The following is a 15,395-nucleotide window of genomic DNA, read 5'->3' on the forward strand; positions in this document are numbered from 1 at the left end:
TGACCCGTACTCTTTAACACGTCGCCGCGGGGTGGAGCAGCTCGGTAGCTCGCTGGGCTCATAACCCAGAGGTCGCAGGTTCGAATCCTGCCCCCGCTACCAACGACAGAGGCCCGGAGGATTTCCTCCGGGCCTCTGTTCGTATGCCAGGGCTTCGTGGGTGCAGAGTAAGCCCGTGATCGTTGAGGCCAGGGCCGGATCGCTTGCGCGCGACGACACGATCAATGACCCGACGATCCTGCAGCAGCTCGTCGGCTGACACCCGCGGCTCGGGAAGGCCTCGTGGCGGCGCTGTTGGGCCCCGTGATCACGCCCGAGGGTCCCCTGACCGGGCAGCTCGCGGGCGATCCTTTTCACCCGGACACCAAACACGCTGCGAAGGCACTCGCTCAAGTCGTCGAGGCCCTTTTACGGGCCGTGATTGGTTGGTTGTACAGGCTGGCGCTCTTGTGGGTGATGGTTGACATCGTGTCGTTTCCGCATGATGATCGGCCCGCTGCGTTGACCTGACGCCGAGCCTGCGAGGACTCGCCCCAGCCGGGCCTCGGGATGGCGAAGGGGAATCTGCCCTCACGGTCGCAACCGGTTCAGGCCTGTTCGAGTGTCACGTTGCTGGGGAGCGAGGACACGTCGAGGAGGCTTGTCATGACCAAGCAGAGCAGCTTCAAGCGCGCGGCGCGTGAGCGAGCCCGCGCAACCGGGCAGCGATACACCCAGGCGCGGGCCGATCTGGAATTGGCGAATCGGCAGGAGTTCATCCACTCCCGCCCGTTCGAGCAGGTGCCGCTGAAGGCCCATCTTGAACAGCAGTACGGGATCGAGATCAACTCGATCCTGCCGATCGATGACGATCCCGCCACGCGTCCGGACGGCTCCTGGCCCGGTCACTATCCCTCGACCCTGGTCGTCAAGCACGTCGACGGTCAGCGGTGGATAGCGCGGATCTTCTCCTCATCGGCCGACCGGGTCAGCCGCGTACAGGGTGACGCCGAAATCCTGCAGTTCCTCGCGGCTCACGACTTTCCGGCCGAACGGATCGCCCGCGATGATCCCGTGACAGCCCTTGGCGGCAAGGGAATCATCGTCACCAAGTTCATCGAAGGCGGACGCCCGAGCTCGCCCGCCGTCTGGCATGAACTTGGTGACCTCCTGGGTCGGCTGCACACGCTTCCCGCGGCTGGCGGCGCTGTCGCCCGGGATGGCGGTGCCGAAGAGACCGACGGCGGCTTCCATGTGGGGCGGCCGAAAGAGGATCTGGCGGCCGCGATGAGCTTCCTGATCAGCGTCGAGGACGAGGTGAACGCCGCGGCTCGCGAGAAGTTCGAGTGGCTGCGCGACCAGGTCGAGAAGGCTGACGACGCCGAAGGCCTGCCCGAGGCGCTGACCCACGGCAACTATCATCCCTGGGCCGCCGTCGGCATACCCGGCAACCTCTCGATCGTTGGCTGGGCAGGATCCGGGCGCGGTCCCCGCCTGCCCGCACTGGCCTGGCTTCTGCGCACCGCAGCCGAACACAACGCCACCGAGAACATTGCCGCGGTCATGCATGGCTACTCCAAGCACGTCCGACTCGGCGATGACGAACGCCACCGGCTCCCCGCGATCCTCAACATGCGGGCGCTCTGGCTGGAATGTCTCGGCTTCCGGATGACCGTCAACGACGGTCGCATCCCGGCCATGGACGAGGGATGGATGCAGCCGAACAGCCACGAGCATGCCGAACGTGTGGCGGCACAGGCGATCGCCGCAGTGCGGAACTGAACCCCGTGGCCCGACAACGCAGTCGACCAGCGGCCGGCGAGGCTGGCGGGGTGGACCACAACGTCCTCGCAGACAGAGCAGTCCAGCGCTCCCGTGGAACCAAGCCGCGCCAGCCGGGTCGGATTCTTCGGGTGCAGGGCGCCGCTGAGCACAATCTGCGCGAGGTCGACGTCAGCTTCGGGCCCGGGCTGACTGCCGTGGTGGGTGTGTCGGGGTCGGGTAAGTCATCGCTGGCGTTCGATGTGGTCTATTCGGAGGCGCACCGACGGTTTGTCGAGGCGTTGGCCCTGGGTGGGACCCGGACTCGGGTACCGGCTGCTCAGGTCCGCAGGATCGATGGGCTCGGGCCGGCGGTCGCAGTTGCCCAGAATGTGCTCAACCGGAACCCGGCCTCGACGGTTGCCAGTTCGGTCGGGTTGCATCCGTTCCTGCGGATTCTGTACTCACGGTTCGCCGAGGTCGAATGTCCCCGGTGTCACGTGCCGGTCCGCGCACTCTCCAGCGAGGAACGGCTCACCACGGCACTGGATCTGCTGGCCGGCCAGGATGAGGTCGAGGTCGCGATCGTCCGCCACCTGTCAGGCAGTCACGACCGTCTACTCGAGGGTGTCCGCGGCCAATTCGCTCAGGTGATGGTCGACGGCCGCCGGTGGGCGGCGACGCCGAGGAGTCGTGTCCCTCGCCTCGACCCAGCACTGCTGCATGACGTCGTGGTCCGTGTGGCGACGCTGCGAGCCGGCATGTCGGCGGCCGAGGTCCGGGCGGCGTTGGAGCAGGCCGACGGGCTGGGCAGGGCTGAGATCTTGCTCGGCGGGACGCCGGTGCTGCGGGCGCCGATCTGCCCGCAGTGCGGCGCGTGGGTCCGGCCGCTGGCACCGGCGGCCTTCCGTGGCGATACCGACACCTCCTCGCACCGGATCGCCGGCGTCACCCTCCAGCAGCTGCTGGGCCGATCGGTGACTGAGGTCCTCGACTTCGTGGAGCGGCTCCCGGTCGGGCCGCGTGCTCGCCGGGTTCGGGAGGAGTTGTTACGTCGGCTGCGGCCACTGGAGCAGTTGGGTCTTGGCTATCTCACGCTCGACCGGTCGATGCCGACCCTTTCGCGCGGTGAGGCGCAACGCACTCGGCTCGCGGTCGTGCTGTCGGGACGCCTGGAGGATCTGTTGCATGTCCTGGACGAGCCGACGATCGGGTTGCATCACAGCGATCTGAGCCGGCTGCTGGGTGCGATCGCGACGCTGCCCGGCCCGGTGCTGATGGTCGAGCACGACCCGGTGGCGGTCGCGATGGCCGACGATGTCGTGGAGATCGGCCCGGGCGGTGGAGCGAACGGTGGGCGCGTGGTGTTCCAGGGCCCTCCTGCAGACCTGTGGAAGGCCGACACAGCCTCGGGCATTAGCTTCTCGGCGACCAACGGACAGCATCGGCCGCACCGACCGGTATCGGAGGACCGGATCCGCATCACCGGGGCCGGGCTGCGCAATCTCCGCTCGGTCGATTGCGAGATCCCGCTCGGTTCGCTGACGGTGATCACCGGACCGTCCGGGGCCGGCAAGACCACCCTGGCTCATGAGGTGTTGCTGGCATCGCTGCGTGAGCGCGGCCCGGTCGGGTGCGGATCTTTCAAAGCGCCGGTGATGCGGGCTCGGGCGGTCGATCAGTCGCCGCTGGGCAACAACCCCCGATCGAACCCGGCAACCTACACGAAGGTCTTCGACCGGATCCGCGACGTGTTCGCCGACAAGACCGGACGGCCCGCATCGGACTTCACCTTCAACCGGGCTGAGGGTGCGTGCCCAGACTGCGAGGGCATGGGATCGGTGGCGGTCGGCATGGCCTATCTGGCACCGATCTGGCTGCCCTGCGAAACCTGCGCCGGCAGCCGGTATCGGCCGGAGGTCCTCGAAGCGACCTGGGCCGGCCGATCGATCGCCGACGTGTTGGCACTGAGCGTCGACGACGCTACAGACGTGTTCGCCGACCATCTGGCCGTGACCCGAGTCCTACATTCCTTACAGGAGGTCGGTCTGGGCTACCTGACCTTGGGACAGCCGTCGCCGAGCCTTTCCGGTGGCGAGGCTCAACGCGTACGACTGACCCGCGAGCTGGCCAAGGCCTGGGCCGGCGACCTGGTCCTGCTCGACGAGCCCACCACCGGACTGCACCCTGGCGACCTCGATCGATTGCTCTCCGTACTGGACAGGTTGACCGACAAGGGCTGCACGGTGGTCGTCATCGAGCACCAAGCAGACGTGATCGCAGCCGCCGACTGGCGCATCGACCTTGGCCCCGGCGGCGGCCCGGATGGCGGTCGTCTGCAGCACTGCGGGCCTCCCATCGCCGAGACCCTGCCAAAGGTGCGGCCACGCGCCGAGCCGAGCAAACGAGGACGATCCAGCAACGCCATCCGGGTGCAGGGTGCTCGCGCCCACAATCTGCAGGGTGTCGACGCCGACTTCGCCAAGGGCGCGTTCACCGTGGTGACGGGCGTGTCCGGGTCGGGCAAGTCGTCACTGGTACGCGACGTGGTCGCGGCCGAGGCGACCCGCCGCTTGCTGGAGTGCCTGTCGGTCTATGAACGTCAGTCGGTACGCGAAGGGCCAGAAGCCCCGGTCGACTCGCTGACCGGGCTCGGCCCGACGATGGTCATCGACGCCGCCGCCATCCGGGCACCGTCATGGTCCTCGGACGGCAGGGGTGCGACGCGTGGCACGGTTGGGCAGGCCAGCGACCTCGATCGCCTGATCTCCATCGTCCTCGCACGCAGCGGCGTACGCGCATGTCTGACCTGCGGCGGCACCAACGTGCGCAGGACGTCCCCAGTGGTCGACGCGGCGTGGAAGTGCGACGACTGTGACGCCGCCGCAGTGCCGATCGAGCCGCGTCACCTGATGGGATCGCCGGTTGCCATCTGCCCGCAGTGCCTGGGCATGGGCGTGACAAGGAAGTTCAACTTCGACCAGTGGATCGTGGACCCCGATGCGCCGATCTGTGACGGCTGCTTCGGCGGGAGTGGCGGGGGCCCGTCGGCGATGTCCTCGGCATCGATGGCACTGCTCGGCTACTTCTGCAAGGAAGGCACCGGCGGCAACGCCTCCCTGCGCGCGTTGATGGACCGCTACGGGTTCGACCTCGCAACCACGCCCTGGTCGAAACTGACCGAAGAAGCACGCCAGACGATCATGTTCGGCGACCCATCGCCAACCAGCGAGTTCTCCGTGGAGTCCTGGATCGGACTGAACCACTGGGCCCAGTACGACCTGGGCGGCGGACAGACCACGGCGTTCCCCTGCGCGGAGTGCGGCGGCCGACTCCTGCGCGCTCCCTATCTGGCGATCCGGCTCCAAGGCCACGACCGCAACGACTTGTTCTCCGCGTCGTTCGCCGAGCTGGCAGCGATACTGGCGTCGATGGATGAGCCCGAGGACCAGTCAGCGGCCGATGCCCGCGCAGCGGCACTGCAGCGCCTCGGCTTCCTGGGCTCGGTCGGGCTTGGCTACCTCAACATGAACCGGCTGAGCTGGACGTTGTCCGCCGGTGAAGCACAACGGATCAAGCTGGCATCGGTACTCGGCGCCGGCCTGGTCGGCACCACCTTGCTCCTCGATGAACCGACCCGGGGCCTGCATCCCACCGAAGTCGACGCGCTCGCCCGCACCCTGGTCGACCTGCGAGACGCCGGCAACACCGTGATCACGGTCGACCACGACCCCGCACTCATCCGAGCCGCCGACGACGTCATCGAGATCGGCCCCGGCGCCGGCCAGGCCGGCGGCCGAATCGTCGAACTCGACGACCCCCAGTCTGTTACCCGGCCGGTACTCGACGGACAAGTCTCAGTCCCGCGCCGCAGGCACCGGACACCGAATGGCTGGATGCACGTCACCGGTGCACGAGAGAACAACCTGCACGACCTCAACCTGCGCATCCCGCTCGGCGTCCAGGTCGGTTTCTGCGGCGTATCCGGCTCGGGGAAATCCTCACTCGTCGTCGACACCATCGCCCTGGGGTTGGCGCGACCCAAAACCAACATCCCGGGCAGCGGCATGATCCGCGTCCAGCCAGGAGACCACGACGAGATTTCCGGCGCACCCAGCCGGACCGTCGTCGCCGACCAGTCCCGTGCCGAGATCACCTCACCCGGCATGTTCCTCGGGCTCATCGGCGCGGTCCGGAAGGAGTTCGCCGCCACCGAGACCGCCATCGAGCAACACATCACGATCAAGGACCTCAGCTATCGCTGCGACGCCTGCAAAGGCAAAGGCATCTGGCAACAGGACATGGCGTTCCTGCCGACGGTGGCCCAGACCTGCGACGCCTGCCAAGGATCCGGGTACCGCCGTGAGGCCGCCACCCTGCTGAACCGCAACCGGACGCTCGTCGACATCGAAGCCCTCACCATCGCCGAACTCCTCGACAAATGGGGCGACCTCGACGCCGTACGTCGGGTGGGACGGGCCGCCGTCGACCTCGGCGTGGGCTACCTCGTCCTCCGCCAGCCCGGCTGGAGCCTCTCCGGTGGCGAAGCGCAACGACTCAAGCTGGCCAAGGAGCTCGCCCGACCCACCAAGGCAGCAGCCCTCTACGTCTTGGACGAACCCACCGTCGGTCTCCAGGCAACCGACGTCACCGTCCTCGTCCATGCGCTCGACACACTCGTCGACGCCGGCAACAGCGTGCTCGTCGTCGAACACGATCCGGTATTCCTGGCCGCGTGCGACTGGCTCATCGAGCTCGGGCCAGGCGCCGGACCAGACGGCGGCCAGATCATCTTCCAAGGCCCACCCGAGCAAATGACCAAAGCCGACACCCCAAGCGCGCCCTACCTGCCCGAGCCGCTGCCATGAACATCAGCACCCTGCTACTCGGCGACCCGTCCCCATCGCTGCGCTGGCGAGCCGCCCGCGAACTCGAAGGTGCCAGCGGGGAAGACGCCGACATCCGCTCCTGGCGCACCGAGATCGATCAAAGCGCAGAGATCGGCGCACTCCTCACCCAGCTCGCCGCAGCAGAAACCCGGCCCTATCTCGCGGGCTACCTGCTCTGCCAACTCGCGTACCTCGGCTACCGCGGGCCAGCCACCGCAGCCGCGGTCGAAAAGATCTTCAGCCGCCAGCAACCCGACGGCTCCTGGTCAACACCGCCCGCCGGCCTCGGCCCGATCGAGGGCGCGCGCTTCGTCACCATGCACACGGTCGTGCCACTCCGCGGGATCGCAGCCGCCGGCTTCGCGACCGATCCCCGTGCCGAACATGCCTATGAATGGCTCCTCAACGTACGTCTCCCCGATGGATCCTGGCCGGCAGGCCCCAAAGCCGACCTCGGCAAAGATGGACGTCCGACCCAACGGGAAAGGGAATACCGGCGTCTCACCCGAGGCCTCGGCTGCCGATCCGCTACCACCGGCGTTGTCGCCTGTCTGACGCTGCACCCGCAACGACGCCGATCCGACGTCGCACGGGTCGGCGTCGACCACCTCCTCGCCCGCGAGACCCGAGACGCGGCGACCCTCGGTTGGGAAGTCTCACGACTGGTCGGGTTCGAACCACCAACGGGACAGGTCACCTTCTACACCACCTTCGACCTCGTCTTCCTCCTCGACCTCGCCTCCCGATGCGGAGTCTCCCCACAAGATCGCCGAGTCCACGACCTGGTCGACTACCTGCAGACGCTGCGCGGCCCATACGGACTATGGCAACACCCCACCCACCCACAACTCTCCGGCTGGCTCACCCTCGACCTCGAAACCAGCCTTCGCCGGTTGGACGACGGGCACTGGATCGGCAACCAAGAACCAGCTAACTTCACCCCCTACCGGCGCGGCCGGCGACGATACTGACAGGCCCCGAACTGACCGAGATGGCACGACACCACGTGGCGGACATCTCGTGACTGACGGAGGTTCCTCCACAGGGCCGGGCGGTATGGCGTCAGCCAGCCGTGAACCTCGGGCGTCCGTTGACCCCGTCCTGACACGATCAATGGCCCGACGACCCTGTAGCAGTTCGTCGGCTGACACCGCGGCTCGGGACCCGATCGAGGAATTTCCGTCGATGGCGCACCGGCCCGTCGGGCAGACTGGGCGGGTGCTGCTGACCGTCTCGACCACCCACCAGCCGGCGACGGATCTCGGCTACCTCCTGCACAAGCATCCCGACCGCGTGCAGGACTTCAGGCAGTCGTTCGGCACCGTGACGGTCTTCTACCCCGAAGCCACCACGCAACGCTGCACCGTCGCGCTCCTGCTCGACGTCGACCCGGTGCGGCTGGCCCGGTCACAGGCCAGGAACGCTCCCGACTTCAGCCTCGCGCAGTACGTCAACGACCGGTCCTACGCCGCGTCGTCACTGCTGGGTGTGGCGATGGCCGACGTGTTCAGTACCGCCCGGAGCGGACGATGCGCCTCCCGGCAGGAGCTGGCCGACTCGGCGATCCCGCTCGAGATCGTCGTTCCCACGCTTCCGTGCCGAGGTGGTGCCGACATCGCCCACCGGCTGTTCGAACCCCTCGGCTGGGTGGTCGAGGCCGAGCCCATCCCGCTCGACGAGGCGTTCGCCGAGTGGGGCGACTCCCGATACCTCCGCCTTCGGCTGACCGGCGTCGTCAGGCTTGCCGACGCGCTCAACCAGCTGCACGTGCTGTTGCCGGTGCTGGACGAGTCCAAGCACTACTGGCAGGGTCCCGACGAGGTGGACAAGCTGCTGAGGTCGGGGGAGGGCTGGCTCGGCAGCCACCCGGAAGCCGCCCTCATCACCCGCCGCTATCTCGGCCGTCGCAGTGGACTGACCCGGACCGCACTGGCCCGGCTTGCCGAGCTCGGCGACGAGGTCGAGGAGGCCCTCGAGCCGGCCGACGACGAGGACCTCCTGCAGCCGGAGGAGAAGCGGGTTCCGCTCAACGTCCAGCGACACGACGCGGTCCACCAAGCCCTGCTCGACCTGGGAGCGAGGACGGTGATCGACCTCGGCTGCGGCCCGGGCCAGTTCCTGGGCCGGCTCGTGAAGACCCCGGTGTTCACGCGTATCGCGGGCAGCGACGTCTCCACCCGTTCTCTTCAGTACGCCGCCCGGCGCCTGCGTCTGGATCGGATGAGCGAGCGGCAGGCTCAGCGGGTCGAGCTGTTCCAGAGCGCCCTCACCTACGAGGACGACCGGATCGCGGGCTTCGACGCCGCCGTGCTCATGGAGGTCGTCGAGCACGTCGATCCGCCCCGCCTGGAGGCGCTCGAACGCGTGGTGTTCGGGGCGGCCGGGCCGGGGGCCGTCATCGTGACGACCCCCAACGCCGAGTACAACGTGCTCTACGAAGGACTCGCGGGCATGCGGCACCCGGACCACCGGTTCGAGTGGACCCGCGACGAGTTCACCGAGTGGTCCGGCCGCGTCGCCGCGACCTACGGCTACCGGGTCGAGCTGCGAGGCATCGGCGAGATCGACGAGACGCTCGGCGCCCCGACCCAGCTGGCGATCTTCACCCGAAAGGAGGGCAACGATGACTGACGCGGAAACCGGCACGCAGAAGGTCACCGTGCCCGCCATGGGACTCGTCGTCCTGGTCGGCGTCTCCGGCAGCGGGAAGTCCACCTTCGCCCGTACCCACTTCAAGCCCACGGAGGTCCTCTCCAGCGACTTCTGCCGTGGTCTGGTGGCCGACGACGAGAACGAGCAGTCGGCCACCCCGGACGCCTTCGACGTACTCCACTACATCGTCGGCACCCGGCTGCGCCGCGGCCTGCTCACCGTCGTCGACGCCACCAACGTCCAGCAGGCGGCGCGCGCGGGGCTGATCAAACTCGCGAAGAGCCACGACGTGCTGGTCGACGCGATCGTCCTGGACGTCCCCGAGCGGGTCGCGATCGAGCGGAACAGGCAGCGGCCCGACCGCACCTTCGGCAGTCACGTCGTCTCCCGCCAGCACCGTGACCTCAAACGGTCGCTCCGGCGACTGAACAGGGAGGGTTTCCGCCGCGTCCACGTACTCCTCGGTGCCGACCAGATCGGCAGAGTCGAGATAGTCCGGGAGCGTCCGTGGAACGACCGAAAGGAAGTCCACGGCCCGTTCGACCTCATCGGCGACGTCCACGGCTGCGCCTGCGAGCTGCGTACCCTGCTCACCGAACTGGGCTGGAAGCTCGAGTACGACGGCACCGCGGCCGTCGGCGCCACGCACCCCGAGGGCCGGCAGGCCGTCTTCGTCGGCGATCTCGTCGACCGTGGCCCGGACACACCCGGCGTACTCCGCCTCGTGATGGGCATGGTCGCGTCCGGCAACGCCCTCTGCGTTTCCGGCAACCACGAGGCCAAGCTCGTACGTGCCCTCAGGGGCGCCAAGGTGACCGTCTCCCACGGCCTGGCCGAGTCGCTCAGCCAGCTGGAGAGCGAACCGGAGGAGTTCCGTGCCCAGGCGTACCGGTTCATGGACGGCCTCATCAGCCACTACGTCCTCGACGACGGAAAGCTGGTCGTCGCGCACGCCGGGCTGAAGGAGTCCTACCACGGACGTTCGTCCGGCCGGGTGCGTTCGTTCGCGTTGTACGGCGACACGACCGGCGAGACCGACGAGTACGGCCTGCCCGTCCGTTACCCGTGGGCACAGGAGTACCGCGGCCAGGCGATCGTCGTCTACGGCCACACCCCGGTCCCGAAGGCGGAGTGGATCAACAACACCATCTGCCTGGACACCGGAGTCGTCTTCGGTGGGGCGCTCACCGCGCTGCGCTACCCCGAGCGCGGGATCGTCTCGGTCCCGGCCGAACAGCAGTGGTACGAGCCGGTCCGTCCCCTCGTTCCGTCCGCGGCGGACCGGGAGCCCTCGGTCCTTCGGATCGGCGACGTCGCCGGCACCCGCTGGCTGGAGACCACCCACGCCGGCAAGGTCAAGATCCCGGAGGAGAACGCCGCGGCCGCGCTGGAGATCATGAGCCGCTTCGCGGTCGACCCGCGGTGGCTGATCTACCTGCCGCCCACCATGTCACCGGTCGCGACCTCTAAGGCGGACGGATTCCTGGAGCGCCCTGAGCAGGCCTTCGAGGAGTACGCCGGCTGGGGCGTCTCGCGCGTGGTGTGCGAGGAGAAGCACATGGGCTCGCGCGCCATCGCGGTCATCGCCAAGGATGCCGACGCCGCCGAGCGACGCTTCGGTGTCGGGGACGGCACCACCGGAGTGGTCCACACCCGCACCGGCCGGCCGTTCTTCGCCGACACCGCCGAACTCGTCGACCGGCTGCGCCGCGCGGCCGACCCGTTGTTCGAGTCGCTGGACACCGACTGGCTCGCCCTCGACTGCGAGCTCCTGCCCTGGTCGGCCAAGGCCGTCGATCTCATCAAGGCGCAGTACGCGTCGGTGGGCGCGGCTGCCCGCAGCGCGCTGCCCGAGGCACTCGCCGTGCTGGAGCAGGCCGCGACGCGCGGGCTCGACGTCGGCGGCCTCCTCGACAGGTCGCGGCGGCGACTGGAGAACGCCGGGGCGTTCCGGGACGCCTACGCCGCCTACGTCCGGCCCACCGACGGGCTGGAGGGCGTGACTCTCGCGCCGTTCCAGATCCTCGCCTGCGAGGGCCGCGCGCTCGCGCTCACCGAGTCGCACGAGTGGCACCTCGCCGAGCTCGCGAAGCTGGAAGGCGACCTGATCACGCCGACGCGGCACCGGTTCGTCGACCTCGCCTCGCCGGACGAACGCGATGCGGCCACCCAGTGGTGGCTCGACCTCACCGCCGACGGGGGAGAGGGCATGGTGGTCAAGCCCGCGCACCTGGTGGAGGGGCGGGTCCAGCCCGGCATCAAGGTGCGTGGCCGGGAGTACCTCCGGATCATCTACGGCCCCGACTACACCGACTCCCTCGATGTGCTCCGGGAACGCCACCTGGGGAAGAAGCGCCAGCTCGCCCAGCGTGAGCACGGACTGGGGCTGGAGGCACTGACCGCCTTCGTCGGCCACGAGCCCCTCTGGAAGGTGCACCAGTCGGTCTTCGCGGTCCTCGCACTGGAGTCCGAGCCGGTCGATCCGCGGCTGTGACGGTCCGCCGTTCAAGGGTGCGGATCAGGCCGCCCACTGCGTACCCGACGCCCTCCTGGGCTGGTCGGCAGCCCGCAGCCGGACGATACTCACGGTCAGCCGGGCCAGGAGCTTCGGCAGCGGGGGGAGACGCATGGCGACAGCTACGGAGGTCTCGGCGTCGGCGAGTACGACCGGCAGGCGGCGCTGGCGGCGGGTGTGGCCGTTCGTGGCGGTGCTGCTGGCAGCAGCGGCGATGGCTGCGGGCTGGTTCGCGTACTCCTTGTCGTACGCGCCCCTGCACATCGACACCTACGCCGGCACGAAGAGTCGTTCGGTCACCCTGGAGTCCGACGACTGGGGCGCGTCGCGGTTGGTGCTGCATGGGCACCGGGGGCAACGCGGCCAGGTCGCCTACCTGCTGAGAAACGACGGCCGGCACACGGTGCGACTGTCGGGACTGGCGCCCTACGACGGCGACCAACTCCGCGCGGCAGGCTGGACGCCGTTCCTGACCGCGAACCGAGTGGGCGGCGGGCTTCCGAGCGACCTGCGGAACTTCCCCGTCACGATTCCGCCCGGCAAGGCGATCCATCTGTGGATCACCGCCGTCAGGCCGAAGTGCGGGCCGGGCACGACGACCACGGTCTGGTCGGTCCGGCTGCGCTGGTCGGCTCTCGGAGTCGAGCACCGCGACGACATCCCGCTCGGTCTCGTGGACGACCGGTCCGGCACCTACGAGCAGACCGTCATCCCGATCCAGCTCTGCGGCCCGAGGTCCTGAACGACGGGCTTGGTGAACGACGGAATCAGGCCAGGCGGAACGCCAGCTCGGTCTCCCACTTCGCCGGGTCGGGTTCCTCGGCCGGGTTGGTGTGCCAGATCTCCAGCCGCGATCCCCAGCGGTCGCCGCGTTCGGTCTTCTCGACGTCGAACACGAGGTCCCGGTCGGCGGCCCACGCCAGCAGCCTGGCGGTGACCTCGACGAGCTGGTCCGGGTGGCCGACGTGCGTCAGTGTGACGTACTTCCCGGCCGGGAGTACGCCGGCGCGGATCGGTCCGCTGTCGGTGACCGGATCGTCGGTGACCGGAGCGGCCACCGGGACGCCGACCTCGACCTCGAGCTCGCGTTCCATGTCGATGACGTGGTAGCGGAAGAACGGTGCCGACGCCGGCGCGACGCCGCGTTCTGCCAGCCGGGCGAAGATCTCCGGCATCCGGTCGGCGATCTCGTTCATGGTGTTCATCGTGACCCGCGAGGTGATTCCGGCGTAGGGCTGCTCGGGACGCTCGACCACGCGCGGATCGGCCCCGTTCGTCGGTGCGCTCATGAGGGGAAAGACCGGTCGCGCACCGGAAACTCATCGGTAAACGTCGCGGTCGCCGTCGCGACCGGTTCACGACGTCAGCGCGATTTCCGGGACTCCGCGCCCGGTCGGGTCCGGAAATCGCGGGCGGGCCGGGCCGGACTGGGGCAGGCTCGGCGGATGGTCACGGTCCTGCTGGACGACATCGGTCTGCTCGTCACGAACGACCCGGAACGCGACGATGCCCTCGGTGAGCTGCGGAACGCCGCGGTCCTCGTGGAGGGCCGTGTCGTCCGCTGGGTCGGGCCGGCCACGTCGGCGCCGGTCGCGGACAGCCGGATCGGGTGCGGCGGCCGGGCGGTGCTGCCCGGCTTCGTGGACAGCCACGCCCATCTGGTGTTCGCGGGTGAGCGGGCGGAGGAGTTCACCGCCCGGATGAGCGGCCGCCCCTACGACGCGGGCGGGATCGGTGCCACGGTGCGTGAAACGAGGGCGGCGCCGGACGAGGTGCTGCACGCCCGGGCCGGCACGCTGGTCGCGGAGATGCTCGCGGGCGGCACGACCACGGTCGAGATCAAGAGCGGGTACGGCCTGACGGTGCGCGACGAGGCCCGGTCGCTCGCGGTGGCCGCCTCCCTCACCACCGAGACCACCTACCTCGGCGCGCACGTCGTACCACCGGAGTACGCCGGTCGCCGCGACGACTACGTCGACCTCGTACGCGGCGACATGCTGGCAGCCTGCGCGCCGACGGCCCGGTGGGTGGACGTCTTCTGCGACCGGGGCGCGTTCGACGCCGACGAGTCCCGCGCGGTGCTCACCGCCGGCATCACGGCCGGGCTGTCGCCCAGGTTGCACGCCAACCAGCTCGGCCCCGGTCCCGGCGTACGGCTGGGGGTCGATCTCGGCGCCGCCTCGGTGGACCACTGCACGCACCTGTCCGAGGAGGACGTGGCCGCGCTGGCCGGTTCGGCGACGGTGGCGACGTTGCTGCCCGGCGCGGAGTTCTCCACCCGCTCGCCCTACCCGGACGCGCGCCGGCTACTGGACGCGGGAGCGACCGTGGCGCTGGCCACCGACTGCAACCCGGGCTCGTCGTACACCTCGAGCATGGCGTTCTGCGTCGCGCTCGCCGTCCGGGAGATGGGGATGACGCCGGCGGAGGCGGTGTGGGCGGCGACGGCCGGCGGTGCCCGGGCCCTGCGCCGCGACGACGTGGGCGTGCTGCGGCCCGGTGCACGGGCGGACCTGACGGTGCTCGACGCCCCGTCGTACGTGCATCTCGCCTACCGTCCGGGCGTTCCGCTGGTACGCGAGGTGTGGAAGGACGGCCGGCCGGTCTCGGGTCACGCGTGGCCGAGATAGCCCTCGCCGAGCCGGGAGGACTCCTTGTCCAGCAGCGGGCTCAGGTGCACGGTCGTGAGCGCGCGGACGGCCTGCTGCGCCCCTGCGCGCAACGCCTGCGGCGTGCTGGAGCCGGACAGGTGCGCGTGCAGGAAGCCGGCCATGAACGCGTCCCCCGCGCCGTTGGTGTCCACCACCTCGGCCACCGGAGCGGCCGGCACCCGGTGCACCTCGTGGCGGTCGTCGACGGCCACCGCGCCCTGCGCGCCGAGTGTGCACACCGCGAGGTCCGCTCCGTCCGCGACCAGGGTGTGCATGAACGCGAACGGGTCGTCCAGCCCGTCGGCGTTCATGAAGACGTACGACGCGGCGTCGATGAACGGCCGGTGGAACTCGCTGCTGCCGTCGTAGTCGTGGAGGTCGGTCCAGATCGGCACCCCGGTCTGGCGTACGCCGTCGATCAGGTCCCGGGAGTGCTCGGACAGGTCGAGGACGACCGCGCGGGCGCCGGCCAGCTGTTCTCGCAGGCCGGGATCGGGGCAGCCGCCGTCGGGCAGACCTCTGTCCGGAACCTCCGGCACGTCGAGGTAGATCGACAGCCGGCCACCGTGGGGGTCCATGAGATTCAGATGCCGCTCACTGGCGCCGGGCACCCGGCACACCCGCAGGGGGACGTCGGCCGCGGTCAGTGCGGCCCGGATGCGTTCGGCATGGACGTCACCACCGAGCACGGTGTGCAGCGTCACCGACCGGCCGAGGTCTACCAGGTGCAGCGCCTTGCCGGCCGAGGTGCCACCCACCGTCTCGACGTCGCCGTCGGCGAGCACCATGTGCGGGCGCGGCGCGGGGAGTTCGGCCACCCGCACGACGTGGTTCCACGAGGCCGGCCCGCACACGACGACGTCTGAGCCAGGACGATCGGAGTGCATGGGCGCATGGTGGTCACGCGGCCCAGGACGATCGGAATGCATGGGGCCGATGATGGCCCGG

The 15,395-nt window shown here is 69.4% G+C and carries 10 protein-coding genes and 1 tRNA gene; 9 read left to right on the forward strand and 2 right to left on the reverse strand.

What is annotated here, in order from left to right:
* The first annotated feature begins 25 nt into the window (after positions 1-25).
* The 8 genes from F4554_RS07910 to F4554_RS07945 all read left to right on the forward strand — a co-directional run bounded on the left by F4554_RS07910 (position 26) and on the right by F4554_RS07945 (position 12,538).
* Positions 26-102: transfer RNA gene (locus F4554_RS07910), tRNA-Met, on the forward strand.
* Positions 103-282: 180 nt separating this feature from the next.
* Entirely contained in the window at positions 283-510 is a 228-nt protein-coding gene (locus F4554_RS07915) for a hypothetical protein (protein ID WP_179786783.1), read from the forward strand.
* 135 nt (positions 511-645) lie between these two features.
* Positions 646-1,761, forward strand: coding sequence for a phosphotransferase enzyme family protein (locus tag F4554_RS07920; RefSeq protein WP_179786784.1), 1,116 nt, complete (start codon positions 646-648; stop codon positions 1,759-1,761).
* Positions 1,762-1,811: 50 nt separating this feature from the next.
* A complete protein-coding gene (locus tag F4554_RS07925; RefSeq protein WP_179786785.1) occupies positions 1,812-6,608 on the forward strand; it encodes an ATP-binding cassette domain-containing protein in 4,797 nt (1,598 codons plus the stop codon).
* Positions 6,605-7,600 (forward strand): prenyltransferase/squalene oxidase repeat-containing protein, encoded by a 996-nt coding sequence (locus F4554_RS07930; protein WP_179786786.1) that lies wholly within the window; start codon positions 6,605-6,607, stop codon positions 7,598-7,600. Before F4554_RS07925 ends, F4554_RS07930 begins: the two co-directional genes overlap by 4 nt.
* A 214-nt stretch (positions 7,601-7,814) precedes the next feature.
* Positions 7,815-9,260 carry a 3' terminal RNA ribose 2'-O-methyltransferase Hen1 gene (locus tag F4554_RS07935; protein WP_202889200.1) on the forward strand — a complete coding sequence of 482 codons (1,446 nt, stop codon included), beginning with the start codon at positions 7,815-7,817 and terminating at the stop codon, positions 9,258-9,260.
* A complete protein-coding gene (locus F4554_RS07940; protein WP_179786787.1) occupies positions 9,253-11,775 on the forward strand; it encodes a polynucleotide kinase-phosphatase in 2,523 nt (840 codons plus the stop codon). The genes F4554_RS07935 and F4554_RS07940 overlap by 8 nt, the downstream gene beginning before the upstream one ends.
* Positions 11,776-11,908: 133 nt before the next feature.
* Positions 11,909-12,538 (forward strand): hypothetical protein, encoded by a 630-nt coding sequence (locus F4554_RS07945; protein ID WP_179786788.1) that lies wholly within the window; start codon positions 11,909-11,911, stop codon positions 12,536-12,538.
* 25 nt (positions 12,539-12,563) lie between these two features.
* On the opposite strand, the gene F4554_RS07950 is transcribed toward F4554_RS07945, so the two are convergent.
* A complete protein-coding gene (locus F4554_RS07950; protein WP_179786789.1) occupies positions 12,564-13,085 on the reverse strand; it encodes a GyrI-like domain-containing protein in 522 nt (173 codons plus the stop codon).
* A 156-nt stretch (positions 13,086-13,241) separates the two neighbouring features.
* Between F4554_RS07950 and hutI the strand changes: the two genes are divergently transcribed.
* The gene (gene hutI / locus F4554_RS07955) at positions 13,242-14,426 is read left to right on the forward strand and encodes an imidazolonepropionase (protein WP_179786790.1); all 1,185 of its coding nucleotides are present in this window, start codon (positions 13,242-13,244) and stop codon (positions 14,424-14,426) included.
* Here the strand turns inward: hutI and F4554_RS07960 are convergent.
* Positions 14,408-15,334 (reverse strand): carbohydrate kinase family protein, encoded by a 927-nt coding sequence (locus F4554_RS07960; protein WP_179786791.1) that lies wholly within the window; start codon positions 15,332-15,334, stop codon positions 14,408-14,410. The two genes, hutI and F4554_RS07960, sit on opposite strands and share 19 nt — an antisense overlap.
* Between the last annotated feature and the right edge of the window lie 61 nt (positions 15,335-15,395).

Origin of the sequence: Actinopolymorpha rutila, from assembly GCF_013407855.1 — a bacterium.
GTDB classification, from domain to species: Bacteria; Actinomycetota; Actinomycetes; order Propionibacteriales; family Actinopolymorphaceae; genus Actinopolymorpha; species Actinopolymorpha rutila.